This is a genomic window from Dactylosporangium sucinum, assembly GCF_014647515.1.
In the GTDB taxonomy this organism is placed as follows: Bacteria; Actinomycetota; Actinomycetes; order Mycobacteriales; family Micromonosporaceae; genus Dactylosporangium; species Dactylosporangium sucinum.
Genome location: NZ_BMPI01000076.1, coordinates 26099 through 49980, shown reverse-complemented (window position 1 = coordinate 49980; position 23882 = coordinate 26099). Strand labels below are relative to the sequence as shown.

General features: G+C 75.6%; 31 protein-coding genes and 1 pseudogene. 11 read left to right on the top strand and 21 right to left on the bottom strand.

The window, feature by feature from the left end; translation table 11 throughout:
* A partial coding sequence (locus tag IEZ31_RS46845) for a PEP/pyruvate-binding domain-containing protein (RefSeq protein WP_308429512.1) occupies positions 1 to 321 on the bottom strand: 321 nt, incomplete at its 3' end.
* Positions 322 to 469: 148 nt separating this feature from the next.
* Between IEZ31_RS46845 and pflB the strand changes: the two genes are divergently transcribed.
* Positions 470 to 2728 carry a formate C-acetyltransferase gene (gene pflB / locus IEZ31_RS46840; RefSeq protein WP_190256551.1) on the top strand — a complete coding sequence of 753 codons (2259 nt, stop codon included), beginning with the start codon at positions 470 to 472 and terminating at the stop codon, positions 2726 to 2728.
* Entirely contained in the window at positions 2725 to 3465 is a 741-nt protein-coding gene (pflA, locus tag IEZ31_RS46835; RefSeq protein WP_190256552.1) for a pyruvate formate-lyase-activating protein, read from the top strand. The genes pflB and pflA overlap by 4 nt, the downstream gene beginning before the upstream one ends.
* A 9-nt stretch (positions 3466 to 3474) precedes the next feature.
* Here the strand turns inward: pflA and IEZ31_RS60330 are convergent, their stop codons facing one another.
* From IEZ31_RS60330 to IEZ31_RS46805, 6 genes are all read right to left on the bottom strand, one after another.
* Complete coding sequence (locus IEZ31_RS60330) at positions 3475 to 4557, bottom strand: CATRA system-associated protein (RefSeq protein ID WP_229836922.1); 1083 nt, start codon at positions 4555 to 4557, stop codon at positions 3475 to 3477.
* Complete coding sequence (gap, locus tag IEZ31_RS46825; protein ID WP_190256553.1) at positions 4526 to 5542, bottom strand: type I glyceraldehyde-3-phosphate dehydrogenase; 1017 nt, start codon at positions 5540 to 5542, stop codon at positions 4526 to 4528. The genes IEZ31_RS60330 and gap overlap by 32 nt, the downstream gene beginning before the upstream one ends.
* On the bottom strand, positions 5539 to 5763 hold the full coding sequence (locus tag IEZ31_RS46820) for a three-helix bundle dimerization domain-containing protein (RefSeq protein ID WP_190256554.1): 225 nt from the start codon (positions 5761 to 5763) through the stop codon (positions 5539 to 5541). The genes gap and IEZ31_RS46820 overlap by 4 nt, the downstream gene beginning before the upstream one ends.
* 149 nt (positions 5764 to 5912) lie before the next feature.
* Entirely contained in the window at positions 5913 to 6812 is a 900-nt protein-coding gene (locus IEZ31_RS46815; RefSeq protein WP_190256555.1) for a universal stress protein, read from the bottom strand.
* Positions 6813 to 6952: 140 nt separating this feature from the next.
* Positions 6953 to 7834 carry a universal stress protein gene (locus IEZ31_RS46810; protein WP_190256556.1) on the bottom strand — a complete coding sequence of 294 codons (882 nt, stop codon included), beginning with the start codon at positions 7832 to 7834 and terminating at the stop codon, positions 6953 to 6955.
* 126 nt (positions 7835 to 7960) lie between these two features.
* Complete coding sequence (locus IEZ31_RS46805) at positions 7961 to 8818, bottom strand: universal stress protein (RefSeq protein WP_190256557.1); 858 nt, start codon at positions 8816 to 8818, stop codon at positions 7961 to 7963.
* A gap of 206 nt (positions 8819 to 9024) precedes the next feature.
* On the opposite strand from IEZ31_RS46805, the gene IEZ31_RS46800 reads away from it, so the two are divergent.
* A complete protein-coding gene (locus IEZ31_RS46800; protein ID WP_190256558.1) occupies positions 9025 to 9228 on the top strand; it encodes a hypothetical protein in 204 nt (67 codons plus the stop codon).
* 86 nt (positions 9229 to 9314) lie between these two features.
* On the opposite strand, the gene IEZ31_RS46795 is transcribed toward IEZ31_RS46800, so the two are convergent.
* Positions 9315 to 9461, bottom strand: coding sequence for a hypothetical protein (locus IEZ31_RS46795; protein ID WP_190256559.1), 147 nt, complete (start codon positions 9459 to 9461; stop codon positions 9315 to 9317).
* Between the two features lie 156 nt (positions 9462 to 9617).
* Here IEZ31_RS46795 and IEZ31_RS46790 point away from each other — a divergent pair, with 156 nt between their 5' ends.
* Together IEZ31_RS46790 and IEZ31_RS46785 are read left to right on the top strand one after the other, a co-directional pair.
* Positions 9618 to 9905 (top strand): hypothetical protein, encoded by a 288-nt coding sequence (locus tag IEZ31_RS46790; RefSeq protein WP_190256560.1) that lies wholly within the window; start codon positions 9618 to 9620, stop codon positions 9903 to 9905.
* Between the two features lie 20 nt (positions 9906 to 9925).
* Positions 9926 to 10552 carry a CBS domain-containing protein gene (locus IEZ31_RS46785; protein WP_190256561.1) on the top strand — a complete coding sequence of 209 codons (627 nt, stop codon included), beginning with the start codon at positions 9926 to 9928 and terminating at the stop codon, positions 10550 to 10552.
* Between the two features lie 46 nt (positions 10553 to 10598).
* On the opposite strand, the gene IEZ31_RS58695 is transcribed toward IEZ31_RS46785, so the two are convergent.
* The 4 genes from IEZ31_RS58695 to IEZ31_RS46770 form a co-directional block, all read right to left on the bottom strand.
* Positions 10599 to 10724: a hypothetical protein gene (locus IEZ31_RS58695; protein ID WP_268241754.1), complete on the bottom strand. Its 126-nt coding sequence runs from the start codon at positions 10722 to 10724 to the stop codon at positions 10599 to 10601.
* Positions 10725 to 10792: 68 nt separating this feature from the next.
* A complete protein-coding gene (locus IEZ31_RS46780; protein ID WP_190256562.1) occupies positions 10793 to 11131 on the bottom strand; it encodes a YnfA family protein in 339 nt (112 codons plus the stop codon).
* A gap of 62 nt (positions 11132 to 11193) precedes the next feature.
* Complete coding sequence (gene merT, locus IEZ31_RS46775) at positions 11194 to 11520, bottom strand: mercuric ion transporter MerT (RefSeq protein WP_190256563.1); 327 nt, start codon at positions 11518 to 11520, stop codon at positions 11194 to 11196.
* Positions 11517 to 11912 (bottom strand): hypothetical protein, encoded by a 396-nt coding sequence (locus IEZ31_RS46770; RefSeq protein WP_190256564.1) that lies wholly within the window; start codon positions 11910 to 11912, stop codon positions 11517 to 11519. The genes merT and IEZ31_RS46770 overlap by 4 nt, the downstream gene beginning before the upstream one ends.
* Before the next feature lie 246 nt (positions 11913 to 12158).
* On the opposite strand from IEZ31_RS46770, the gene IEZ31_RS46765 reads away from it, so the two are divergent.
* A complete protein-coding gene (locus tag IEZ31_RS46765; RefSeq protein ID WP_190256565.1) occupies positions 12159 to 12644 on the top strand; it encodes a fluoride efflux transporter FluC in 486 nt (161 codons plus the stop codon).
* Entirely contained in the window at positions 12641 to 12997 is a 357-nt protein-coding gene (locus IEZ31_RS46760) for a fluoride efflux transporter FluC (RefSeq protein WP_190256566.1), read from the top strand. Before IEZ31_RS46765 ends, IEZ31_RS46760 begins: the two co-directional genes overlap by 4 nt.
* A 13-nt stretch (positions 12998 to 13010) precedes the next feature.
* Here IEZ31_RS46760 and IEZ31_RS57705 read toward each other — a convergent pair.
* A pseudogene (locus IEZ31_RS57705) lies at positions 13011 to 13288 on the bottom strand (hypothetical protein); the annotation flags it as partial.
* Between the two features lie 99 nt (positions 13289 to 13387).
* Here IEZ31_RS57705 and IEZ31_RS46755 point away from each other — a divergent pair.
* The 3 genes from IEZ31_RS46755 (at position 13388) to IEZ31_RS46745 (ending at position 15835) form a co-directional block, all read left to right on the top strand.
* Complete coding sequence (locus IEZ31_RS46755) at positions 13388 to 14305, top strand: cation diffusion facilitator family transporter (RefSeq protein ID WP_190256567.1); 918 nt, start codon at positions 13388 to 13390, stop codon at positions 14303 to 14305.
* A 114-nt stretch (positions 14306 to 14419) separates the two neighbouring features.
* Positions 14420 to 15268, top strand: coding sequence for a universal stress protein (locus IEZ31_RS46750; RefSeq protein ID WP_190256568.1), 849 nt, complete (start codon positions 14420 to 14422; stop codon positions 15266 to 15268).
* Between the two features lie 90 nt (positions 15269 to 15358).
* A complete protein-coding gene (locus IEZ31_RS46745; RefSeq protein ID WP_190256569.1) occupies positions 15359 to 15835 on the top strand; it encodes a CoA-binding protein in 477 nt (158 codons plus the stop codon).
* A 12-nt stretch (positions 15836 to 15847) separates the two neighbouring features.
* On the opposite strand, the gene IEZ31_RS46740 is transcribed toward IEZ31_RS46745, so the two are convergent.
* From IEZ31_RS46740 to IEZ31_RS46705, 8 genes are read right to left on the bottom strand one after another with little or no spacing between them, the layout of a single operon-like run.
* Positions 15848 to 16462 (bottom strand): V-type ATP synthase subunit D, encoded by a 615-nt coding sequence (locus tag IEZ31_RS46740; protein WP_190256570.1) that lies wholly within the window; start codon positions 16460 to 16462, stop codon positions 15848 to 15850.
* A gap of 5 nt (positions 16463 to 16467) precedes the next feature.
* Positions 16468 to 17850 carry a V-type ATP synthase subunit B gene (locus tag IEZ31_RS46735; RefSeq protein ID WP_190256571.1) on the bottom strand — a complete coding sequence of 461 codons (1383 nt, stop codon included), beginning with the start codon at positions 17848 to 17850 and terminating at the stop codon, positions 16468 to 16470.
* Entirely contained in the window at positions 17847 to 19592 is a 1746-nt protein-coding gene (locus IEZ31_RS46730; protein ID WP_190256599.1) for a V-type ATP synthase subunit A, read from the bottom strand. Before IEZ31_RS46730 ends, IEZ31_RS46735 begins: the two co-directional genes overlap by 4 nt.
* On the bottom strand, positions 19592 to 20095 hold the full coding sequence (locus IEZ31_RS46725; RefSeq protein ID WP_190256572.1) for a hypothetical protein: 504 nt from the start codon (positions 20093 to 20095) through the stop codon (positions 19592 to 19594). The genes IEZ31_RS46730 and IEZ31_RS46725 overlap by 1 nt, the downstream gene beginning before the upstream one ends.
* Positions 20092 to 20364, bottom strand: a complete 273-nt coding sequence (locus IEZ31_RS46720; RefSeq protein WP_190256573.1) for a hypothetical protein — start codon at positions 20362 to 20364, stop codon at positions 20092 to 20094. Before IEZ31_RS46720 ends, IEZ31_RS46725 begins: the two co-directional genes overlap by 4 nt.
* 2 nt (positions 20365 to 20366) lie before the next feature.
* Positions 20367 to 20789, bottom strand: coding sequence for an ATP synthase subunit C (locus IEZ31_RS46715; protein WP_190256574.1), 423 nt, complete (start codon positions 20787 to 20789; stop codon positions 20367 to 20369).
* Positions 20786 to 22096 (bottom strand): V-type ATPase 116kDa subunit family protein, encoded by a 1311-nt coding sequence (locus IEZ31_RS46710; RefSeq protein WP_190256575.1) that lies wholly within the window; start codon positions 22094 to 22096, stop codon positions 20786 to 20788. Before IEZ31_RS46710 ends, IEZ31_RS46715 begins: the two co-directional genes overlap by 4 nt.
* Positions 22093 to 22536 (bottom strand): hypothetical protein, encoded by a 444-nt coding sequence (locus IEZ31_RS46705; RefSeq protein WP_190256576.1) that lies wholly within the window; start codon positions 22534 to 22536, stop codon positions 22093 to 22095. Before IEZ31_RS46705 ends, IEZ31_RS46710 begins: the two co-directional genes overlap by 4 nt.
* 353 nt (positions 22537 to 22889) lie before the next feature.
* Here IEZ31_RS46705 and IEZ31_RS46700 point away from each other — a divergent pair, with 353 nt between their 5' ends.
* Positions 22890 to 23828 carry a serine/threonine-protein kinase gene (locus IEZ31_RS46700; protein WP_190256577.1) on the top strand — a complete coding sequence of 313 codons (939 nt, stop codon included), beginning with the start codon at positions 22890 to 22892 and terminating at the stop codon, positions 23826 to 23828.
* Positions 23829 to 23882: the final 54 nt, after the last annotated feature.

Below are 23882 nucleotides of genomic sequence, written 5' to 3'. Positions count from 1 at the left end.
GTTGAGCACCGTCTCCATCATGCCGGGCATCGAGAACTTCGCCCCGGACCGCACCGAGACCAGCAACGGGTCCGCGGGGTCGCCGAGCCGCCGGCCGGCCTGCCGTTCCAGCCGCTCCAGGTGCAGGGCGACCTCCTCGGCGAGGCCGTACGGCTCGGCGCCGGTGCGCAGGAACGCCCGGCACGCGTCGGTGGTGACCGTGAAGCCCGGCGGCACCGGCAACCCCAGGTTCACCATCTCGGCGAGGTTGCCGCCCTTGCCGCCGAGCAGGTCCTTGAGCTCCCGGCCGCCCTCGGCGAAGTCGTAGACGTACTTGGTCATGGTCCACCTCCACGGGTTCTCCCCACACCGTGCGCCCGCCGGCCGCGCGGCACCCGAGGCCCACGTCCCGGCGCGGGGGGACGAACGGCCCTGTCCGGTTCGTCCGCGCCGGGCAAGGCTGAGGGTGCAGCCATCTGAGGAGGAACCGATGACCACCACGAGTGCTCCCGCGCCGGCCGGGCTCGCCGCCTGGCGCGGCTTCCGCGGCGGCGGGTGGCGCGACGAGATCGACGTCGCCGGCTTCGTGCGGGCCAACGTGCGCCCGTACACCGGCGACGGCGGCTTCCTCGCCGGGCCCACCGCGCGGACCACGCACGTCTGGGGCCTGCTCACCGAGATGTTCCCGGAGGAGCGGCGGCGCGGGATCTACGACGTCGACCCGCGCACCCCGGCGTCGATCACCGCGCACGCCCCGGGGTACATCGACCGCGACCGCGAGCTGATCGTCGGCCTGCAGACCGACGCGCCGCTGCGCCGGGCCATCATGCCCTGCGGCGGGCTGCGGATGGTCGAGAACGGCCTGCGCGCCTACGGCTACGAGCTCGACCCGGTCGTCCGGGAGATCTTCACCCGATACCGGAAGACCCACAACGACGCCGTGTTCGACGCCTACACGCCGCAGATCCTTGCCGCCCGCCGGGCTGGCGTCATCACCGGCCTGCCCGACGCGTACGGCCGCGGGCGCATCATCGGCGACTACCGCCGGGTGCCACTCTACGGCGCCGACGCCCTGATCGAGGCCAAGCGGCGCGACAAGGCGTCCCTCGACCACCACGCCGCCACCGCCGACGTCATCCGTGACCGGGAGGAGCTGGCCGAGCAGCTGCGCGCGCTCGACGAGCTCAAGGCGATGGCCGCGAGCTACGGCTACGACGTCTCGGGGCCGGCGCGCACCGCGCGTGAGGCGGTGCAGTGGCTGTACTTCGCCTACCTCGCCGCCACCAAGGATCAGAACGGCGCCGCCATGTCGCTCGGCCGGACGTCGAGCTTCATCGACGTGTACCTCGAGCGCGACCTCGACGAGGGCACGCTCACCGAGGCGCAGGCGCAGGAGCTCGTCGACGACTTCGTCGTCAAGCTGCGCATCGTGCGGTTCCTGCGCACGCCCGAGTACGACCAGCTGTTCTCCGGCGACCCGACCTGGGTCACCGAGTCGATCGGCGGGATGGGCCGCGACGGCCGGACCCTCGTCACCCGGACCTCGTACCGCTACCTGCAGACGCTGTACAACCTGGGACCGGCGCCGGAGCCGAACCTGACGGTGCTGTGGTCGCCGGCGCTGCCCGCGCCGTTCAAGCGCTTCTGCGCGCAGGTCTCGCTCGAGACCAGCGCGATCCAGTACGAGAACGACGACCTGCTGCGCCGCTACAGCGACGACGACACCGCGATCGCGTGCTGCGTCTCGGCGATGCGGGTCGGCAAGGACATGCAGTTCTTCGGCGCGCGGGTCAACGTGGCCAAGGCCCTGCTGTACGCGATCAACGGCGGCCGCGACGAGATGAGCGGCGCCCAGGTCGCCCCGCCGTCCCCGGCGCCGGACGGTGACGTGCTCGACTACGACACCGTCCTGGCCGCCTTCGACGGGACCCTCGACTGGCTCGCCCGCACCTACGTCGACGCGCTGAACATCATCCACTACATGCACGACAAGTACGCCTACGAGCGGCTCGAGATGGCGCTGCACGACTACCCGGTGCGCCGGTTCCTGGCCTGCGGCATCGCCGGCCTGTCCGTCGCCGCCGACAGCCTCTCGGCGATCCGGTACGCCACGGTCCGCCCGGTCCGGGACGAGACCGGGCTCGCCGTCGACTACCTGGTCGAGGGCGACTACCCGGCGTACGGCAACGGCGACGACCGCGCGGACAGCATCGCCGTGTGGCTGGTCGAGACGTTCATGGCGAAGGTGCGGGCCAATCCCGCGTACCGCGACGCGATCCACACCCAGTCGGTGCTCACGATCACGTCGAACGTGGTCTACGGCAAGCACACCGGCAACACGCCCGACGGCCGGCGCGCGGGTGAGCCGTTCGCGCCGGGGGCGAACCCGATGAACGGCCGCGACGTGCACGGCATGGCCGCCTCCGCGCTGTCGGTGGCGAAGCTGCCGTACGCGTCGGCCCGCGACGGCATCTCGCTCACCAGCACCGTCACCCCCGGCGGGCTGGGCCGCACGGACGCGGAGCGGGCGGTGAACCTGGCCGGGATCCTCGACGGCTACACGGCCGCGGGCGGCTTCCACCTCAACGTGAACGTGCTGGACCGCGAGACGCTGGTCGACGCGATGGCGCACCCCGAGCGCTACCCGCAGCTGACCGTGCGCGTGTCGGGCTACGCCGTGAACTTCGTCAAGCTGACCCCGGAGCAGCAGCGCGACGTGATCAGCCGGACGTTTCACGGTGCGCGATGACGACTGCGACGGTGCCGGGCCGGCTGCACTCGTGGGACCTCTCCACGGGTGTGGACGGGCCCGGCACCCGGTTCGTGGCCTTCCTCGCCGGGTGTCCGCTGCGCTGCCTGTACTGCCAGAACCCGGACACCTGGCACATGCGCGACGGTTCGCCGACCACCGCCGGCGCCGTGCTGCGGCAGGTCGAGCCGTTCGCGTCGTTCGTCCACGTCGCCGGCGGCGGGATGACGGTCAGCGGCGGCGAGCCGCTGCTGCAGCCCGCGTTCACCGAGGCGCTGTTCACCGGCGCTCGCGGGCTGGGCCTGCACACCGCGCTGGACACCGCGGGCGGGCTCGGCGCCCGCGCGTCCGACGCCCTGCTCGACGTCACCAGCCTGGTCCTGCTCGACATCAAGGCGTGGGACCCGGTCCGGTACCGGCGGCTCACCGGGGGCTCGCTCGCGCCGACGCTGGACTTCGCCCGGCGGCTGGCCGCCCGCGGCACGCCGGTCTGGGTCCGCTACGTGCTCGTGCCCGGCCTCACCGACGACGCCTCCGAGGTCGCGGGCGTCGCCGGGTTCGCGGCCTCGCTCGGGAACGTGGAGCGGGTCGACGTGCTGCCGTTCCACCGGCTCGGCGCCCCGAAGTACGAGCGGCTCGGCATCCCGTTCCCGCTGCGCGACACGCCGCCGCCGGCCGCCGACGTCGTGGACCGGGTCCGCTCGCAGTTCCACGCAGCGGGTCTCGCCGCGTACTGAAGCGGGCTGTCAGCCCCGGTCCGGTGCCAGCCGCCGGGCGATCGCCTCCAGGCGCTCCGACAGGTGTTCGGGGCACGGCTGGGCGCCGGCGGGCGTCGCCGTGCCCGGTTGGAGCAGGTCGAGACGCTGCCGTGCCACCCGCAGCTCCACCGGGTCGCTGTTGAGCGAACGTTCGATCTCGCGGGCCAGGCCGTCGACGAGCATCCAGCCGGCGGGCGGCAGTCGCCAGCCGAGCGCGGTCCGCAGCGCGTCGGCGAGGTCGGGCCGCAGGTCGCCGGGTGGTGTGGGCTGCGCCGGCCACGGGACGAACTTGTAGCCGACGCCGCGGACGGTGACGAGATGGCTCGGCGCCCCGGGATCGGGCTCGATCTTGGTGCGGAGGCGCTTGATGTGGACGCTGAGGGTGTTGCTGCCCTGGTGGCCGCTCTCGTCGCCGCTGCGGATCGTGTGCAGCAGCCGGGCGCGGGCGACCGGGCGGCCGGCCTGGCGCAGCAGCGTCTCGAGCAGCTGGAACTCCTTGAGCGGCAGGTCGAGCGCCTGCCCGGCGAGCGTGGCCCGGTGCGCGCCGACGTCGAGCACGACCGGCCCGCCGGCGAGGACGTCCTGCGGTGCCCGCGGCTCGGGGCCGCGGCGGCGGCGCACGACGGCCCGGATCCGGGCGACGAGCTCCCGGAGGCCGAAGGGCTTGGCGAGATAGTCGTCGGCGCCGCAGTCCAGCGCGATCGGCGCGTCGGGCTCGAAATGGGCGGCACCGAGCACGATGATCCCGGCGGAGGAGCGCGCCCGTAGCACCCGGCACAGGTCCGCGCCCGGCACGCCGGGCAGGGGAAGGTCGAGCAGCACCAGGTCGGCCTGGCGTGCGGCGAGACCGGCCACGACCTCGGCGGTGGTGGACTCGACACCGAATCCCTCACCGCGCAGGAGCCCGGCCAGCGCGGCGGCGCCGGCCGGTGCTTCCTGGACGAGCAGCAGGCGAGTCAGGTGCCGTCGCCTCCCCTCCGCTCGCGGTCGTCTCCACCTCCACTGTGCCAGGTAACCATTTCGTGCGCGTGTCCGGCCCCTACCTGGCGGCGAACATCGTTGCGAGATCAACCAGACGGTTGGTGTATCCCCACTCGTTGTCGTACCAGCCGAACACCTTCACCAGCCGGCCGTCGGCCGAGGTCAGGCCGGCGTCGAAGACGCAGGACGACGGGTCGCCGATAATGTCGCGGGACACCAGCGGCGCCTCGCTGTAGCGCAGGATGCCGGCCAGCGGGCCGGCGGCGGCCGCGGCGAAGGCGGCGTTGACCTGCTCGGCCGTCGCCGGCTGGGACAGCCGGACGGTCAGGTCGGTCAGCGACCCGTTCTCGACCGGCACCCGCAGCGCCACGCCGCCCAGGCGCCCGGCCAGCCCGGGCAGCACCAGCCCGATCGCCTTCGCCGCGCCGGTGCTCGTCGGGATGATGTTCGTGGCCGCGGTCCGGGCCCGGCGCAGGTCCTTGTGCGGCGCGTCGAGCACCGACTGGTCGTTGGTGTACGCGTGCACGGTGGTGAGCACGCCCTGCTCGATGCCGAACGCGTTGTGCAGCACCTGCGCCATCGGGGCCGCGCAGTTGGTCGTGCAGGACGCGGCGGACACGACGTCGTGCAGGTCGGGGTCGTAGGTGTCGCCGTTGACGCCGAGCACGATCGTCGCGTCGACCTCCTTGCCCGGCGCCGAGATGAGCACCTTGCGCGCGCCGGCCTTCAGGTGGACGGCGGCGTCGTCGCGGCTGCGGAACCGGCCGGTCGACTCGATGACCAGGTCCACGCCGAGATCGGCCCACGGCAGGACCGCCGGGTCGCGCTGGCGCAGCACCTCGATGTACTGCCCGCCGACGGTCATGCCGCCGCCGGACGGGTCGACCGCGACCTCGGCGCGCAGCCGGCCGAAGGTCGAGTCGTGCTGGAGCAGGTGCGCGAGGGTGGCGGTGTCGAACAGGTCGTTGATCGCGACCAGGGTGACGGCGCTGCCGAGCAGGTCGCGCTCGACGAGGCACCGCACGAAGTCGCGGCCGATCCGGCCGAAGCCGTTGACGGCGATGCGGTACGTCATGACGCGCCCCCGTCCGCGTCGAGGATCCGGCGGGCGTCGCGCTCGACGAGCACCGGCACGAAGGCGTGGATCTCGGCGGTCGCGTACCGGTCGGTGAGCTGCTCGACGGTCTGCCGGACCGCCTCGGGGGTGTGCCGGCCGGCGTAGCGGCGGGTCAGCCGCTCGACGGCGTGTTCGATGGCGTGCGCCTCGATCCTGGTCCGGGCCTCGGTGGCGAGCATGGTGTCGGCTCCTTCCGGCTCTGTGCTTCGCCTTCGACTCTCGTGCCCGCGGCGGTGCCGCGACACGGTACTTCGGCCCGAACCGCCGGCCGGTGGACCCGGGCCACAGGTCCCGCCCGTCGTGGCTCGTTCAGCTTCGGGCGGCTCGTTCAGCTTCGGGCGGCCGTTGCGCGGATCACGGCGACCGGGCAGGCGGCGTGATGGATGAGGGCCTGGCTGACCGAGCCCAGCAGCAGCCCGGTGAAGCCGCCGCGGCCCCGGCTGCCGACCACGATCAGCGCCGCGCCCGCGGACACCCCGGTGAGCACGGCGGCCGGGCGCCCGTTGGCCACCGCGCGGCGCACGTCGACACCCGGGTACCTCCTGGCCCAGCCGCCGGTCGCCTCGACCAGCACCCGCTCCTCGTCGGCGCGCAGCTCGACCGGGTCGTACACCAGCGGCACCCGGTCGTCCGGTCCGGCCGGCACCGGCCCCCCGCGGGCCTCGACGACGGTCAGCCCGGCGCCGCGGACCGACGCCTGTTCGAACGCGAACCCCAGGGCCCGCGCGGCGTCGTGGGAGCAGTCGACGCCGACGACGACCCGGCCCGCCTCGGGGCCCGGCGGGCGGTCCGCGTGCCGGACGATGACCACCGGGCACTCGGCGTGGGCGGCGAGCTGGATGCCGACGGAGCCGAGCAGCAGCCCGGCGAAGCCGCCGAGCCCCCGGTTGCCGATCACGACCAGACAGGCGTTGCGGGACGCGTCGCTGAGCGCCGCCGTCGGCTGCTGGATCGGCACGTCGGTGCTGACGTCCAGCCCGGGCGCGACGTCCAGGGCGAGGCTCACGGCCTCGTCGACGATCTGCTCGGCCGCCTCCCGCATCGTCTCCTCGAACATCGCCGGCGGCGAGGGCAGCGCCATCGGGGCGTAGACCGTGGGCCACAGGCAGGCGTGAACGATCCGCAACGGCCGCTGCCTGCGCATCGCGTCCGCCGCGGCCCACTCGACGGCGCTGCGGGCGTCGGGTGAGCCGTCGACGCCGACCACGACCGCGGACTCGGTGCTCATCACCGCCACCTCCGTTCTGCGGGTACTGGGAGGCGTTGTGCTCCGACTCCAGCGTCCGCCGGGCAGCCCCGGCCGACCACCGGCGACAGGCCCGTGCGGCGCCCCGCGCGGGCCGGTGTCCTGGCCCGTGCGCGGTGCGGTCAGCGGACCACGGCGACCGGGCAGGCGGCGTGGTGGATGAGGGCCTGGCTGACCGAGCCCAGCAGCAGCCCGGCGAAGCCCCCGCGGCCCCGGCTGCCGACGACGACGAGCTCCGCGCCCGCGGACAGCTCGGTGAGCACGGCGGCCGGACGGCCGTTGGCCACCGCGCGGCGCACGTCGACGTCCGGGTACTTCCCGGCCCAGCCGCCGATCGCCTCGGCCAGGGTGCGATCCTCGTCGTCGCGGAGCTTGGCGGGGTCGTAGACCAGCGGCACCAGATCGCCCGGGCCGCTCGACGCCGGCCACCGGTAGGCCTCGACGGCGGTCAGCCCGACACCCCGGAACGACGCCTGCTCGAACGCGAACCCCAGGGCCCGCTCGGCGTCGTGGGAGCCGTCGACGCCGACGACCACCCGGCCCGCCTCGGGGCCCGGCGGGCGGCCCGCGTGCCGGACGATGACCACGGGGCAGGCGGCGTGGGCGGCGAGCTGGATGCCGACGGACCCGAGCAGCAGCCCGGCGAAGCCGCCGAGCCCGCGGTTGCCGATCACGACCAGGCGAGCGTTGCGGGACGCGTCGCTGAGCGCCGCGGACGGCTGCTGGACCCGCACGTCGGCGGCGATGTCGAGCGCCGGCGCGACAGCCCGGGCGAGGGTGACCGCCTCGTCGACGATCTGCTCGGCCGCCAGCCGCATGGTCTCGTCGTACAGTGCCGGCGGGCCGGGCACCGCCATCGGGGCGTAGCCGGTGGGCCACAGGTACGCGTGGACGATGCGCAGCGGGCGGTGCCTGCGCATCGCGTCCGCCGCGGCCCACTCGACGGCGCTGCGGGCGTCCGGCGAGCCGTCCACGCCGACCACGACGGCGGACTCGGTGCTCATCGCCGCCACCTCCGTTCTGCGGGTACGGGGCGTTGTGCGCCGATTCCAGCCTCCGCTGTGCGGACCCCGGGCGACCAGGGTCGAAGGGCCCGTGCGGCATGCCGCACGGGCCCCGATCGGTGGCCGTCAGTGGTCGTCCGGCCGGTGGGCGATCAGGATCGGGCACTCGGCGTGGTGCATCAGCTGCTGCCCGACCGAGCCGAGCAGCAGGCCGGTGAAGCCGCCGTGACCGCGGCTGCCGACGACCACGAGCTGCGCGGTGTGCGACATCCCGACGAGCACCCGGGCCGCCCGGCCGACCGCGAGCAGCGCCGTCAGCCTGGTGCCCGGGTACTTCTCCGCCCAGCCCGCCAGCGACGCCTCCAGCGCGGCGCGCTCGTCCGCCTCGACGGCGCTGAGCGGCACGACGGCCGGGCTCGGCGGGCTGTACGCGCGGACGGCGATCACCTCGGCGCCGCGGGCGACGGCCGCCTCGAACGCGAGCGCAAGCGCCGCGTCCGTCGACCCGGACCCGTCGACGCCGACCACGACCGGACCGTCCGTCGTGCCGGCCCGCCCGCGGACGACGGCGACGGGGGTTCGCGCGTGGGTGGCGACCTGCTGGCTGATCGAGCCGAGCAGCAGGTTGGTCATGCCCCCGCCGCCGCGGTTGCCCACCACGAGCAGGCGCGTGCCCGCGGCCTGGCCGAGCAGCAGCGGCGCGGGTTCCGCGTGCACCGCCGAGCCCGTGACCTCGACGGTGGGCCGGCGGCGGCGCACGTGCTCGACGATGTCGCGGACGGTGTGGTCGCCGCGCTCCTCGGCCTCCGTCGCCAGCACCTCGGTCACCTGGCCGTACATGGCGGCGGCGGGCCAGGCCAGCTGGTACGCGTACACGATGCGCAGCGGCGCCCCGGTCCGGGCCGCCTCGTCCGCGGCCCAGTCGACCGCGTCCCGCGCCTCGACCGACCCGTCGTAGCCGACGACGATCCGTTGGGTCTCCATCGTTGCTCCCCTCTCGATGCCTCCACCCTCAGCGTCGAGCCGTCGATGTCCGTCCGGCAGGGGCTTTGGGCCGGCCGCGGGGGGTCGTTCGCCTCACCCGGGCCGTTCGTCCGGGCGCACGGGCCGTTCGGCGCTGTCCGCCGGCGGGACCCGGGCGGCACGGTTGACATGTCGGGAATGACCGAGAAATCCGGGAGGTGGGGGCCATGACCACGCAGACGCTGACGACGACCGTGGTGCCGCGGCGGCCGAGCACCGACACCGCTGACCTGGCCCTGCGGATGTGCCGGGCCGAGCGGCGCGCCGAGGCGCTCGCCGCCGCGATCCGGCTGCTGTGCGAGGACGGCACACCGGCCCAGCGGCAGGCCGCCGGGCTGGTGCGGGCGATGCTGGACGAGGCGCTGTTGTAGACGAGCGCCGCTGTGGACGGGCGGCCGCTTGGGGCGGGCGGCCGCTTGGGATGGGCGGCCGCTTCAGTCGCGGACTGCCGCGCCGTTCATGACGCGCCGGCGGCGGGGCGGCGCCGCGCGGGCGGTTCGCGCAGCGCCCGGGCGGTCATCCGGGCGAGCGCGTCGCTCATCACGACGCCGACGGCGGCGATCCCGATCCCGAGCAGGGCCGAGCGCAGGTTGTCGCGGCTCATGGCTCCTCCTTCCGTGGCACCGGCCCCAGTCTGTGGCGTCCGGCCGCCACGCCGTCAGGGCCGATCGGCCCGCTGTGCACGGGACCGTGCGCACTGGCCGGGGTACGCGTGGCGGGCGAGGCTGAGGCCGGAGCAGGATCGGGGGAGGAGCGCATCATGGCGGCGACGATGATCTTCGCGGGTGCCATCGCGGCGGTGTACGGCATCCTCATCGCCATGCACGTCGCGGCGATCCGCGCCCGCGGACCGGCCGACGACCGGTACCGTCCCCGGCTCGCCGTGTGGCTGGCGAGCGCCGGCGACCGGCGCCGGGCCCGGATCGAGACCGAGGCCGCTCACGACCTCGTCGCGGGCCGGCTGACCCGCGACCGGTACCGGGCGACGATGGCCGCGATGGCGGCCCAGGACGACGTCGAGCACCCGCTCGCGGTGCCCAAGGCGTGAACGAGCGGGGGAGGCGCGCGATGCACGAGGTACAGGTGCGTGAAGTGATGACCCAGGCGGTGGTCGTGGTGACCGCGGACTGCCGGGCCCGCAACATCATCGACGTGCTCACCGACTACGGGGCGAGCGGCATGCCCGTCGTCGACGACGCCGACCGGGTGATCGGCGTGGTGTCGGAGGCGGACCTGCTGCCGGCGATCGGCGACGGCACGTCCCTGGAGTCCAGCCGGGCCGCCGAGCTGATGACGGCGCCGGCCGTCACCGTCGGCCCGGAGGCGCCGGTCGGCGTCGCGGCGCGGCTCATGTCCCACCACCGGGTGAAGCGACTGCCGGTGGTCGACGACGCGTCGGGCCGGCTGGTCGGCATCATCACCCGCGGCGACCTGGTCCGCCGGACGCTGCGCGGCGACGACGCGATCGCACGCGACGTCCTGGACGGGGTGGTGCTGCCCACCTACGGCGTCGACCCGGCGCGGATCTCGGTCGAGGTGCACGACGGGGCGGTCACGCTGCGCGGCAGCGTCGACCGGCGGGCCACGGCCGTCCGGCTGGCCGCCCGCACGCGGGCCGTCGAGGGCGTCCTGCGGGTCGCCGACGAGCTGGACTGGTCGGTCGACGACACGAGACCGCGGCGGCGCTGCGGGTGAACCGATGCGCGGGCGGGTCCCCGGGGCTGCCCCCGGGACCCGCGCTTCACTGCTTCCTGGCGGCCTTGCCGGCGACGGTGATCGGGATCTCCGGTCCGGGCTCGGCCCGACCGGTCAGCGGCACCCGGATCTCCAGGATGCCGGCGGTGTATCCGGCGGTGATCCCGTTCATCTGGCTCCTGGCCGGCCGGCGGGACGACGGGAGTCCGGCCCGTCGCCGCGGGACGAAGGGCCTGTTGCTCAGGAGCCGGCGCGCGGCGCGTACATGATGACGGCGACGCCGACGAGGCAGACGACGGCGCCGATGACGTCGTAGCGGTCGGGGCGGAACCGGTCGACCACCATGGCCCAGGCGAGGGAGCCGGCGACGAAGACGCCGCCGTAGGCGGCCAGGATGCGGCCGAAGTTGGCGTCGGGCTGGAGGGTCGCGACGAAGCCGTAGGCGCCGAGGGCGGCGACGCCGGCGCCGATCCACAGCAGGCCCTTGTGCTCGCGCACGCCCTGCCAGATGAGCCAGGCCCCGCCGATCTCGGCGAGGGCGGCGAGAACGAACAGGGCGATGGACCGGATGATCGTCATGGTCGTCATCGCAGCACACCGCGGCGGTGCGGCCGTTGCGGGGGCCGCACCGCCGGCGGTGTTCAGCAGCCGCACCCTCCGCCGCCGCAGCCGCAGGTGGCGCCGGCCGCGGCGGCGTGCCGGGCGCTGCGGCGCCGGTGCAGCCACCACATGCCCAGCGCCGCGACGCCCAGCCCGGCGGCGACGGCGAGGAGGGTCTTCTCCAGGACCGCCGCGCCGGCGGTGGTGAGCACCCCGGCCGCGATGAGCAGGGGCAGAGCGCAGCAGGCGGCGCAGGCGACGGCGGCGAGCACGCCGCTGACCTTGCTGCGCGTCGGCGGCGCGTTGTCCACCGGCGGCGGCTGCAGGGGCAGCCGCACGTGGGCCCGGTCCGTGTCGCCGGCGGTCACGAGGCCGTACCGGCGGCGATCGCGCTCGCCCGGCCGGCGATCGCGCTCGCCCGGCCGGCGACCGCGCTCGCCCGGCCGGCGAGGGAGGCGAGCACGTCGGTGTGGGCGGCCGGGACCTCGACGTCCAGGACGAGCGCCTCGCCGCCGGTGCCGGTCGCCGGCTGCGGCGTGACGGTGAAGGTGAAGAACGAGCAGCACTGCGTCTCGCGGGCGGCCAGGTCGCGCACGGCGGCCTCGAGCCCGGCCGCGCCGGTCAGGCGCATCCGGGCGTGGGTCGGGCTCACCGTGGTCACCGCGCGGACGGCGGTGGCGAACAGTGCGTCGAACTCGGCCAGCCGCAGCGGCTGTTCCGCGGTCGGCAGGGTGCACGCGTCAGGGACGTCGAACGCCATCACAGGCTCCTTGAACTGGCAGGACAGGCGCCGGTGCGGCGCTGCTCCCCGACGGTAAGCCTGTACCGGGGTACCGGATGCAACCCCGCGGCGCGCAGCGGCAGGCGGTATGCTGGCGGTGCCGTGGCCGCTCAGCGCGAGCCGTGGCCGGCGGTGGGGCCCGCCGACCCGTGCCGGGTGAACCGCGACGATGCCAACGGTCCCTGCAGACAGCTGCCGCGTGCCTGCAGGAGGGACCGCCCGCGCATGAACCCCGTCCAGCCCATCGACTCCGACGTCGACCTGCACGTTCCCGCCGAGCGCGCCGAGCTGCGCCCGCACGCGCTGCCGGTGCTGGCGGCGATCTCCGCCGGGGGCATGCTCGGCTCCGCCGCCCGCTACGGGCTCGGTGTCGCCTGGCCGCATGCGCCCGGCGAGTTCCCGTGGGCCACGCTGGTCGTCAACGTGTCGGGATGCCTGCTCATCGGCGTGCTCATGGTGATCGTCACCGAGGTCGCGACCCGGCAGCGACTGCTGCGCCCGTTCCTCGGCGTCGGCGTGCTCGGCGGGTACACGACGTTCTCCACCTACGTCGTCGAGACGCACCGCACCGCCACCGCCGGGCGGCCCGGCCTCGGCCTGCTCTACCTGGCGGTCACCCTCGTCTCGGCGATGCTGGCGGTCTGGGTCGGGGCCGGGACCACCACCTGGCTGGTGCGGCGGGCCCGGCGAGCGGCGGGAGGCGACCGGTGACCCTGCTGCTGGTCCTGCTCGGCGCCGCGATCGGCGCCCCGCTGCGGTACCTTACCGACCGGGCCGTGCAGGCCCGGCACGACTCGGTCTTCCCGTGGGGCACCCTCATGGTCAACATCTCCGGGTCGCTGCTGCTCGGGTTCCTCACCGCGCTGCCCGCCGACCCGGCCCTCGTCGCCTTCGCCAGCATCGGCTTGTGCGGCGCGCTGACCACGTACTCCACCTTCAGCTACGAGACCCTGCGCCTGGCCCAGACCGGCGCCTGGTTCCTCGCGGCGGGCAACGTGACGGCCTCCGTCGTCGCCGGGCTCGGCGCGGCGTACACCGGCACGCTCCTGGCCGCCGTCGTCTGACGCCGCCGGTCGCCTACCGGTCCTCGCAGCAGCCGTCGGTGCAGGCCGCGGCGGCGGTGGGGGCGCGGCAGGCCTCGCCGCGCCACGCCTCCCGGCCCTCCTGCACCGCGACGGCGGCGATGGCCAGCGCGGCGAGCGGGTCGGGCCCACCACGAGCCGAACAGCGAAGAACGAGACGGCGATGATCCGCAGGGCGGTGCGCTCGCGGCGCTCGTGGTCGGGGCCGGAGCACTGGCAGGCCACCACGGCGGCGGAGGCGACCTCGATGACCGAGTCGAGGCCGATGCCGATGCACGACCGGATGGTACACGGACGGCTGAACTATCCCGCAGACATATTGTATAGTGCGCATATGAGCATGCTTCCTGCGGCCGGGTTCGGTGACCGGCGATGAGCCACCAGCACGACCACGCGACCACGGCGACCGGCGCGCACCGGCGGACCCTTGCCGCGGTCCTCGGCGTGTCGGCGGTGATCTTCGTCGTCGAGGTCGCCGGTGCGCTGCTCACCGGCAGCCTGGCGCTGCTGGCCGACGCCGGGCACGTGCTCGCCGACGCCGGCGGCGTCGCCCTCGCGCTGGGAGCGACCCTGCTGGCCGCCCGCCCCGCCTCGGGACGGCGGACCTTCGGCTGGGCCCGGGCGGAGATCCTCGCCGCGGCCGTCAACGGCCTGCTGCTGTGCGGCATCGGCGGGTACGTGTTCGTCGAGGGCATCCGGCGGCTGCTGCTCGACCAGGCCGACGTCGCGCCGGGCGGCATGGCCCTGTTCGGCGTCATCGGCCTGGCCGGCAACCTCGCCGGGGTGGCGCTGCTCTACCGGGCCCGCAACGCCAGCCTGAACCTGCGCGGCGCGTTCCTGGAGGTCGCCACCGACACCGCCACCTCCGTCGGCGTCCTCGTCGCGGCCGGCGTCATCGCGCTGACCGGCTTCACCCGCGCCGACGCGATCGTGTCGATCCTCATCGGGCTGGTCATCGCGCCCCGGGCCGTCCGGCTGCTCAAGGAGGCGGTCGACATCCTGCTGGAGGCGGCCCCGCCCGGCATCGACCTGGCGCGGATCCGGGCCCACATCACCGGGCTCGACCACGTCCTCGCCGTCCACGACCTGCACGTCTCCACCGTGACGTCGGGCCTGCCTGTCCTCACCGCGCACGTGGTCGTCGACGACTCCTGCTTCCACGACGGGCACGCGCCGCAGCTCCTGGACGCCCTCCAGGACTGCCTGGCCGGGCACTTCGACGTCGCCCACTCCACGTTCCAGCTCGAACCCGCCGGCCACGCGGACCACGAGCACCCGACGCACACCTGAGACGTCATCCAGGGCGAACGGCCCGGGTGAGCCGGGACCGAACGCCCTGCCGGCCGCGCGGGCGGCTCGCCATGCTGGAACGAGCCAAGATCGCCGAGCGTCGAGGAGGCTGCGATGCCCATCCGAGTGCTGGCCGGGTACGACGGCTCACCGGCGGCGAGTGCCGCCATCGCGGCCGCCGCCAAGCTGTTCCCGCGGGCGAAGGCCTGGGTGGCCAACCTGTGGCCCCCGCCGTTCGCCGACGACGCGTTGCGGCGGCGGCTGTGGACCGGCGCCGCCCACATCGACGAGTTCGTCGCGGCGGTCGAGCGCGAGGGCGGGAGGGAGGCCGCCCGGATCGCCGCGGTCGGCGTCACCCTGGCCGCCGCCGAGGGGTGGTCCGCCGAGGCGCTCGTGGCGCAGACGTACGCCGGGGAGGGCCTCCAGCTCGCCGAGCTCGCCGAGCAGGTGGACGCCGACCTGGTGCTCGTCGGCTCGCGCGGCCTCGGCGGCGCCCGGGCGGTGCTGGGCAGCGTCTCCGACATGGCCGTGCACTACGCGGCCCGGCCCGTGCTCGTGGTGCCGCACCCGCTGCTGACCGCCGAGTTCGCGGCCCTGAGCGCCGGCCCCGTGCTCGTCGGCGACGACGGCTCGGCCGGCGCGCAGGCCGCCCTCGACACCGCCGTCCGGCTGTTCCCGGCGCGGACCGTGCTGCCGGTGACCGTGGACGACGGCCAGGCGCCCGGCGACCCGCAGGCGGGTGGCGCGGCGCCGGCCCGCCTGCACGTGCCGTCCCGGCCCGGCCCGCCGGGGCGCGCCGTCGCCGGGGCGCTCGCCGACTGCGCCCGGGAACAGGACGCCGCGGTCGTGGTCGTCGGCTCCCGCGGCCGCTCGGCGGTGCGCGAGATCCTCCTCGGCAGCGTGGCGATGGCGACCCTGCACCACGCCCACCGCCCGGTTCTGGTCGTGCGCACCCAGGGGTGAGGACCTTCGGCCCTCGTGCACCGCCGCCGCCGGCGGGACGGTGGTCGTGGCGGGGCTCCCGCCCCGCACGTGTCAGGGAGGGACGGCACCATGGCCACACTGAAGGCCGCCGCGGCGGAGTTCCTGGCCCACCGGCGCATCGCGGTGACGGGCGTGTCCCGGACCCCGCAGGGCCACGGCAGCAACGTCGTCTACCAGCGGCTGCGGGACCGCGGTTACGAGGTGTTCGCGGTCAACCCCAACGCCGAGCAGGTCGAGGGCGACCACTCGTACCCCGACCTCGCGTCGATCCCCGGCGGCGTCGACGCGGTCGTCATCGGCACCCGCCCCGAGACCGCCGAGGCCACCATGCGCGAGTGCGCCGACCTCGGCGTCACCCACGTGTGGATGCACCGCGGGTTCGGCCCCGGCAGCGCCTCCGACGCGGCCGCCGAGTACGGCCGTGGCCACGGCATCCACGTCATCGCCGGCGGGTGCCCGCTGATGTTCGGCCCCACCGCCGACTTCGGTCACAAGGCGATGTGCTGGATCCTGTCGCTCAGCGGCGGCATCCCGCGTCAGGTCTGACCGCCGCCACCCTCAGGCCTGCCTTCCGTCCCTCGCCCGGCGGCGCGCTCCGTCGGCGGCCTCCTGCTCGTCCATCTGCTGCCGGGCTACCACCAGGGCGTCCTCCAGCCGGGGAATCCAGTGCTGCTCCAGCATGCGCACCCGCTGGCGGACGGCGGAGACCTCCTCGTCGACGGTGGACAGCGCCGAGGACGAGGCCGCATGCCGGGCGGCGGCCTCGGCGGCCGCCCGGTACGTCAGGGCCGCCTGCGAGGTCGCTGACCCGCCCGGCGCGTGCCACCCCGCCGGCGGGTGCGGAGGCTCGATCCCGGGCGGCGCGGCGTACCGCACGCCCATCAACGCCGTCCATCGCGGGACCACGGTCATCGGGCCGCCGGCTCCGGCCGGGCCGACGACATCCGCGCCGTCCAGGACCGCGGCCCGCCGAAGCCAGCCGCAGGCCACCCGATCGGCGCGGGCCCACTCCGCCGCGGTGGTCTCGTATCGGCGACGGAGGCGTTCGCGTTCCTCGGTGAGCATCGTGAGCTTGCGGCGCAGGACGCCGCAGCCCCGCCGGGCCACCGCCAGCCGGTGGCGCAGCCAGAGCGTCCCGGCCCGGCCGGGCGGCACCTGACGCAGTCGCGGCACGGCGGTCACCCCGTCCGGCGATGCCGAGTGAGCAGCGCGTCCGGGAGCGTGGTCAGCTCCGCGTCGGGCAGCCGCAGGAGGGTCCGCCACGCTCGGCCGAGCGTCTCGTCGAGCGACCGGGACTCGTCCGGCCGCTGGTTCAGCAGGTCGCGGTCGACGGCCCCGGCGAAGTCCAGGTAGCGGCGATCGGTGTCGCCGAGGGCGGCCGTGCCGACGAGGTCCGCCAGTTCGCGCACCTGCCGGGCGCGCGCCAGGGCGGCCATCAGCTGCGCCGCGACCGGGAGATGGTCGTCGCGGGTCCGGCCGGCCCCAGCGCCGTGCCGCATGAGGCGCGACAGTGAGGACAGCGGGTCGACCGGCGGGTACACCCCGCGGCTGTGCACCTCCGAGGACAGGACGATCTGGCCCTCGGTGATGTACCCGGTGAGGTCCGGCACCGGATGGGTGATGTCCTCGGCCGGCATGGTGAGCACCGGAACGATCGTCACCGACCCCGGCCGGCCGCGCACCCGGCCGCAGCGCTCGTAGAGCGAGGCCAGGTCGCTGTACAGGTAGCCCGGGTACGCCCGCCGGGCCGGGATCTCGCCGCGGGCCGCGGAGACCTCGCGGAGCGCCTCGGCGTAACTTGTCATGTCCGTCATCACCACCAGCACGTGCCGGCCGCCGGTGAAGGCGAGGTCCTCCGCTACGGTCAGCCCCAGCCTCGGCGTCAGGATCCGCTCGATGACCGGGTCGTCGGCGGCGTTGAGGAACAGCACCAACTCGTCCGCGGCCGCGCGCTCGTCCAGCGCGTCGCGGACGAAGCCGGCGTCGGCGTGGGTGAGACCCATCCCGGCGAAGACGACGCAGAACGGTGCCCCGCCGGCATGGGCCTGGCGCGCGATCTGGACGGCGAGCTCCAGGTACGGCAATCCCGCGGCGGCGAACACCGGCAGCTTCTGTCCCCGGACCAGGGTCGTCAGCGCGTCGACCGCCGAGACGCCGGTGACGACCGGTTCGCTCGGCGGCTCGCGCCAGGTCGGGTTCATCGGAGACCCCGCCACCGGGACCGACCGGTCGGCGATCACCGGCGGCCCGCCGTCGAGCGGTTCTCCCCGGCCGTTGCACATGCGGCCGAGCCAGCGCTCGCCGACCGGGATCCGCATGGGTGCGCCGGTGAACGCGACCCGGGTTCCGGACCGCGCGATACCGGAGGTGCCCTCGTAGACCTGAACGACCGCCGTGTCCCCGCCGGCCTCCAGCACGACGCCGTGCCGCCGCCCGCCGTCGGCGGAAACGATCGTCGCGACGTCGTCGTAGCCGGCGGCCCCGCCCACGTCGCCGACAACCAGCAGCGGTCCGTGGACCTCGTGGACCGACGCGTGCTCGACCACCGGCCACCCGCTCATGACCGCTCCCTCGTCGCGTCGACCCGGGCGAGCGTCGCCTCGGCCTGCCCGGCGACCTCCGCCACGCCGTCGGGCCGGGTCGCCTCGCGCGCCCGGACCAACGGCCCGTAGTCCACCGACTCGAGCGTCTCCGCGGGCACGCCGGCGTCGACGAGCGCGTGGCAGCGCTGCGTGACGGCCAGGATCGCGTCGAGCAGGGCCGCTGCCTTCTCCGCGGTACAGCGCGCGTCGTTCGGCGCCAGCGCGTTCTGCTGCAGCACCCCCTCACGCAGCAGCCTCCCGGCCAGGATCGCGACGCGCTCGTGCGGCGGCAGGCTCGCCGTGCCGACCAGTTCGGCAAGCGCGCCGAGCCGGTCGGCCTCGGCGAGGACGTCGAGCGCCCGGGCCCGCCGACGCAGCCACGCGGCGTCGCCGTGCCGAGCGTGCCACGAGCCGATCGCCGCGGCGTCCCGCGAGAACGACCCCGACCAGGACACCGCCGGGTAGTGCCGGGCGTAGGCGAGATCGCGGTCAAGCGTCCAGCGGCACCGGACGAAGCGTTCGGTGTTCATCGTCACGGGCTCGGTGAGGTCGCCGCCGGGCGGCGACACCGCGCCGACGATGGTGACCGAGCCCGGGGCGCCGCCGAGCGTCCTCACCGCACCGGCCCGCTCGTAGAACGCGGCGAGCGCGGAGGCCAGGTCGGCCGGGTAGCCCTCCTCGGCCGGCAACGCTCCGGCCCGCGAGGCGAACTCGCGCAGCGCCTCCGCCCAGCGGGACGTGGAGTCCGCGATGACCACGACGTCGTGGCCCATGTCGCGGAAGAACTCGGCGACGGTGACGCCCGTGTAGACGCTTGCCTCCCGCGCCATCATCGGCATGTTGGACGTGTTGGCGACGACGACGGAACGGTCGATGAGCCGCCCGCCGGTCCGGGGATCCTCGAGTGCCGCCAGTTCGGCGACGACGTCGGCCATCTCGTTGCCGCGCTCGCCGCAGCCGACGTAGACGATGACGTCCGCGTCGCACCATTTGGCGATCTGCTGCAGCAGCATCGTCTTGCCCGTGCCGAAGCCGCCCGGCACCGCGGCCGTGCTGCCCTTGGCGATCGGGAACAGGCCGTCCACGACGCGCTGGCCGGTGTGCAGGGGCTCGTCGGCGTCCCGCCGCCCCCGGACCGGCCGCGGCGCGCGGATCGGCCAGGTGGCGGTCATCCCGACCGGCATGCCGCCGACGCTCGCGAGCACGTCGTCCGGCCCGCGCTCACCAGGCGCGGCGCACCGCTCGACGACACCGGCGACCTCCGGCGGGACCAGCACCCGGTACTCGACCGGCCCGACGGTGGCCAGGACACCGAGCTTCGATCCGCCGCTGACGACCTGGCCGTCGGCCACGCAGGGCGCGAAGCGCCACCGGGACCCGGCGGGTGGCTCGCCGCCGGCCGCGCCGGGGGCGAGCCACACCGGCGCGCCGGCGAGCGGGCGCAGCAGCCCGTCGAAGACGCCGCCGAGCAGCCACGGGCCCAGGCGGGCGACGAGGCGGTGCCCGAGGGGCACCGCCGCCGCGCCGGGCCGCAGGCCGCCGGTGTACTCGTAGGCCTGGACGGTCAGCGTGCCCTCCCGGATGCCGACGACCTCTCCGGGCAGCCGCTGGGAGCCGAGACCGACGAGGTCGTGCATCGCAACCCCGCGGCCGCGGTCGCTCATCTCGACGAGCGGGCCGGCGACCCGGGTGATCCGTCCGTCGGGGGTCTCGCGCGGCATCACGTCCACACCTCTGCGGCGCGGCCGGCCTGCCGCGCGATGGCGTACTCGGTCAGCGCCGCGATGGAGCAGTCGGCCCGGCGGTTCCCGAGCGTGCCGATGACGCCGCCGTCTCCGGCCGGTTCGATCCGTGCCTGTGGCCCGAGCACCGCCCGAGCCCGGTCGGCCAGCGCCGGCCCGAGGCATCCGCCGCCGAGTTCCGCCCGCAGCGCGGCGCTCACCCGGCGGCGCAGCTCCTCGGCCGTGTCGCGGCGTGCTGCGAGCACCACCGCCCGGGCGGCCCGGCGTGTGTGCGCCCGTTCGGCCGCCGACAGGACGGCGGCATCGTCGAGGCCGGCTGCGCGAGCCTCCAGCCGGATCTGCTCGGCTTCTGCCCGGGCCGCACGCAGCATCCCGCCGGCAGCTTCTGCGGCGTCCGCCCGGCAGCCGTCGGCGTACGCGCGGGCCGCCCGCAGGATCGCCCGCCGCAGCGGTTCGAGCGCCTCCCGGACCGCGGTGCTCACGGCCGGGCCCCGGGCGGCTCCGGCAGGACCGCCACCATGCGCCCCGGTGCCGCGGCGACGCCCGCCAGTGCCCGGGCGGCGGCCTGGGTCAGCACGACCACGACGATGTCCGGTGCCAGTGCCCGCCACGCGGCGCGCACCGCCGGGCCGTCGGCGGCGACGGTGACGGCCACCCCGGCCAGCGCGTAGCCCCGCACGAGCTGCGCTTCCCCGATGGCCGCGACCCGTCCCGCAGCGGAGCGGGACTCGGGCTCCCCCCTGTGGTCCATGATCAGGCCTTGCCGATCAGAATGATCGCCACGATCAGGCCGTAGATCGCGATGCCCTCGGCCAGGCCGACGATGACCATCGCCCGGCCGAAGACCTCGGGCCGTTCGCTCATGGCGGCCAGTGCGGCGGCTCCGGTGTACGCCACCGCGATCGCCGCGCCGATCGACGAGCCCGCGACCGCCACCGCCGCCCCCAGCAATGCCGCCCAGTTCGATCCGCCGGCCGCTGCGACGCCCGCGGCGCTGGCTTGGGCCGGGGCGGCCGTGAACGCCACGACCGCCATGACGGCCGCGGCCGCCAGCAGTGCGGCGTTGAGCACCAGCAGGGCGCGGGGCACCGCACGCGGATGCCGCCGGGCCAACGCCCGTGCCGCCCAGCACACCAGCAGTACCGCCGGCAGCACCCCAAGCCACAACGCACTCATGGCAGCACCTCCTCCGAGCCCGGCCCGGGGCCCGGATCGCCACGCCACGGGCGGAACGGCCGGCCGGTCGTCTCGAAAACGCGCGAGAACAGTTCGTAGTACTCAAGACGCAGGGCCTGCACACCGGCGACGAGGGCCTCCAGGCCGAACGTCACCGTGTTGCCGGCCAGGAACACGACAGCGGCGGCGGCCACCCAGCCGCCACCGCGATGCCACAGGTCGGCGGTCGCCACCCACACCAGGCCGCCGAGGGCGGCGTGGGTCAGGCCGAACGCGGCGAGCCGGGCGAAAGACACAACGTTCGCACCGATCCTGACGACCAGGTCGAACAGCTGCACCGCGGTCTGCGCAACCGCCGCACCGCCGCCACCCGCGGCCGCGTGAAGCCCGACCGCGGCGAGGAGGAGGCCGCACCCGGCCACGGCGGCACCGGTCACCGTGACCGGCACGGCGCCGGCGTAGAAGCCGGCGGCGACGCAGCCAAGACCCAGGAAGACCGCGGCGCCGGCGACCCCTGACGGCGCGTACAGGGCTAGCCGGACGGAGCCCTCGCGCCAGCGGTTCACCACGCCGACGGCGAAGGCGGCGGCGAGCAGCACCGCACCGACCGCGACGCCGGCGGTGAGCAGCCGCACCGGCTCCGCAAGCGGCTCCAGCCACAACGCCGGTAGGCCGGTCGGGCCGAAGCACTCGCCGAACAGCACACCGAACAGCGTGCCCGCCAGCCCGGCCCCGGCGATGAACAGCCAGGCGTCGCGCAGCGCCGGCCATCGCCGGGGTGGGTGCAGGCGCAGCGCGACGGCGATGGCGACCAGCACCAGGCCGTGGCCGGCGTCGGCGAACATCATGCCGAACATCACCACGTACGCCACCCCGGCCAGCACGGACGGGTCGACGTCCGCGTACGGCACGGTCCCGTAGGTGCCGACCAGCGGGGCGACGGACCGGCCCACCGGGCCGGCGGGCACCAGCAGCGTCGGCGGGTCGACGCCGGCCGGGCGGGGAAGCGGTACGAGCGCGCCGCCCAACGGTGCGATCCGCGCCGCCAACGGCGCCCGCTCACGCTCCGGGCACCAGCCCCGATAGGCCGCAACGCCCTGCTCGCGCACCGCCCCCGAGCGCATCCGCGCGGTGCCGGACCCCCGTTCGCCCGCCGGGCGTCCGCCGGCGTCGACGGGCTCGAGCTCCACCACACCGGCTGCCGCGACCTCAGCCAGGACCGCGTCCAGCGCCGCCTCGGGCGTCACCAGGGCGATCCGGCTCATGCGGGTCGGAAGCATCCGCTCCCGCAGCCGCACCGCGCTCATCGCGGCACCTCGCGTGGATCGTAGAGTTCGGCGAGCACGCCGGCTACGACGTCGGAGACGGCCCGATCGAGCCGCTCCGTGGCGCGGCGGCGCACCTCGTCGGCGTCGTGGCGGGCGGCGGCCATGAGGGCGTCCCCGGCGCGGCTGTCACCGGCTCGGGCCTCGGCGAACGCCTGCGCCCGGGCGGCCGGCGCCGCACGCCGGGCCCCGGCGACGACGCGCCGTGCCGCGATCACCGCCCGGCGGCGCCGTGTGTCCGCCCCGGTCTCCGCCGTGGCCCGGATCGCCGCGGCCTCGGCCGTCGTCTCCCGCAACGCGGCGAACACCGGCAGCAGCTCAGCGGCGGCCTCCGCCGCGGGGTCCGCGGGAACGGCCGCCGGCCGGGCGGCCCCGGGCGGGCCGGCCGGCCGGAAGCGCTGCAACAGGTCGGCGATGCCCACCGCCGGCACCCACTTCCCGTCAGTCCCGCCGCTACCGGCGTGGCTCCGACACGGCCTCCGGCAATGGTGCGACCCGTGCGGCGAGCCAGGCGGCCCGCGGCGGATCCGCCGACCCGCCCGCCGCGGGACGACGGCGGACCGCCGGCACGCACAATGCGATGAGGACCGTGCGGACGCCGGTGACGATTGCTGCCGCGAGCAGCGTTGTGGCCACTGCGCTCACCTCACTGGTGTCGGGGCTCCAGGACTCCGACGGTATGCCGCACCGGTCGGGTCTGGCAGTGCTGGAGCCGCTCGGAACGGCCGGCCCGCCGCACCGCGCGGATCGTGGCGTGCCGGGTCATCCTGGAATCATGAGCACCGGCGGCGCCGCGCTTGTGGCCGGCAGTGTCCGGGCCCGTGCCCTCGTCCGCCGCTGCATCGGCCCCGCGGCGGCGCGCCGGGTCGCGCTCTGCCACACCCTCGGCGCCGCGCTCGATATCCTGGCCTCGACACCCTATGGTCGTGACGTCCGGCCGGGCCAGGGCCTCGACGAGGCGCAGGAGGCGGTCGCGGCGACCCTGCTGTGGCACCTGCGGGTCCTCGCCGGCTGGCAGCCCGGCCGTGCCGTGGCGACACTGCGGGCGCTGGCCGGCTGGTTCGAGATCAGCGATGTCGAACGGCGGCTGCGACAGCCGGGTCGCCCCGTGCGGTACCGCGTCGGCGCGTTGGCGACCGCGACCCCACGGCTGGCCCGAGCCGGCACGGTGGACGAGGTGCGCGCGGCGCTCGCCGCGTCGGCGTGGGGCGATCCGGGGGAGGCCGGCGCGCACGCCGTGGCGCTGAGCATGCGGCTGGCGTGGGCGCAGGGGGTGGCTGCGCTGCCGGCCGCGCGGGCGTGGGCCTGCGGCGGTGCGGCACTCCTGGTCGCCCGGGAACGATGGACGACCGGGCGCCCGCTGCCGGCGCAGGTGGAGCGCCGCGCCGCCGCGCTGCTCGGCCCTCGGGCGCTGCGGTCCGGCTCGCTGGCCGGCTTCGCCGCCGCGCTGCCCAGGTGGGCGGCCTGGCCGTTCCCGGACATCACCGCGGCGGTCGACCTTTGGCGGGGCGAGACCCGCTGGTGGCGGCGCCTGGAACGGGACGGGCGGTCCCTGCTGAACGACTGGCGGTTCGGCGAGGGTGCCGCGCTCGGTGCGGCGGCCACCCTCGCGGTCGACGCCTGGCGAACCCGGGCGGCCCTCGCGTGCGCCGCGGACGGTGGAGCCTCCGCGGACTTCGACGTCATCGCCATGCCCGGCCCGTTGGGCGGGTAGCGGGCAGCACCGCGGCCGGCGCGGTGGGCCGGGCCCGTGGACCCGGCCCACCGG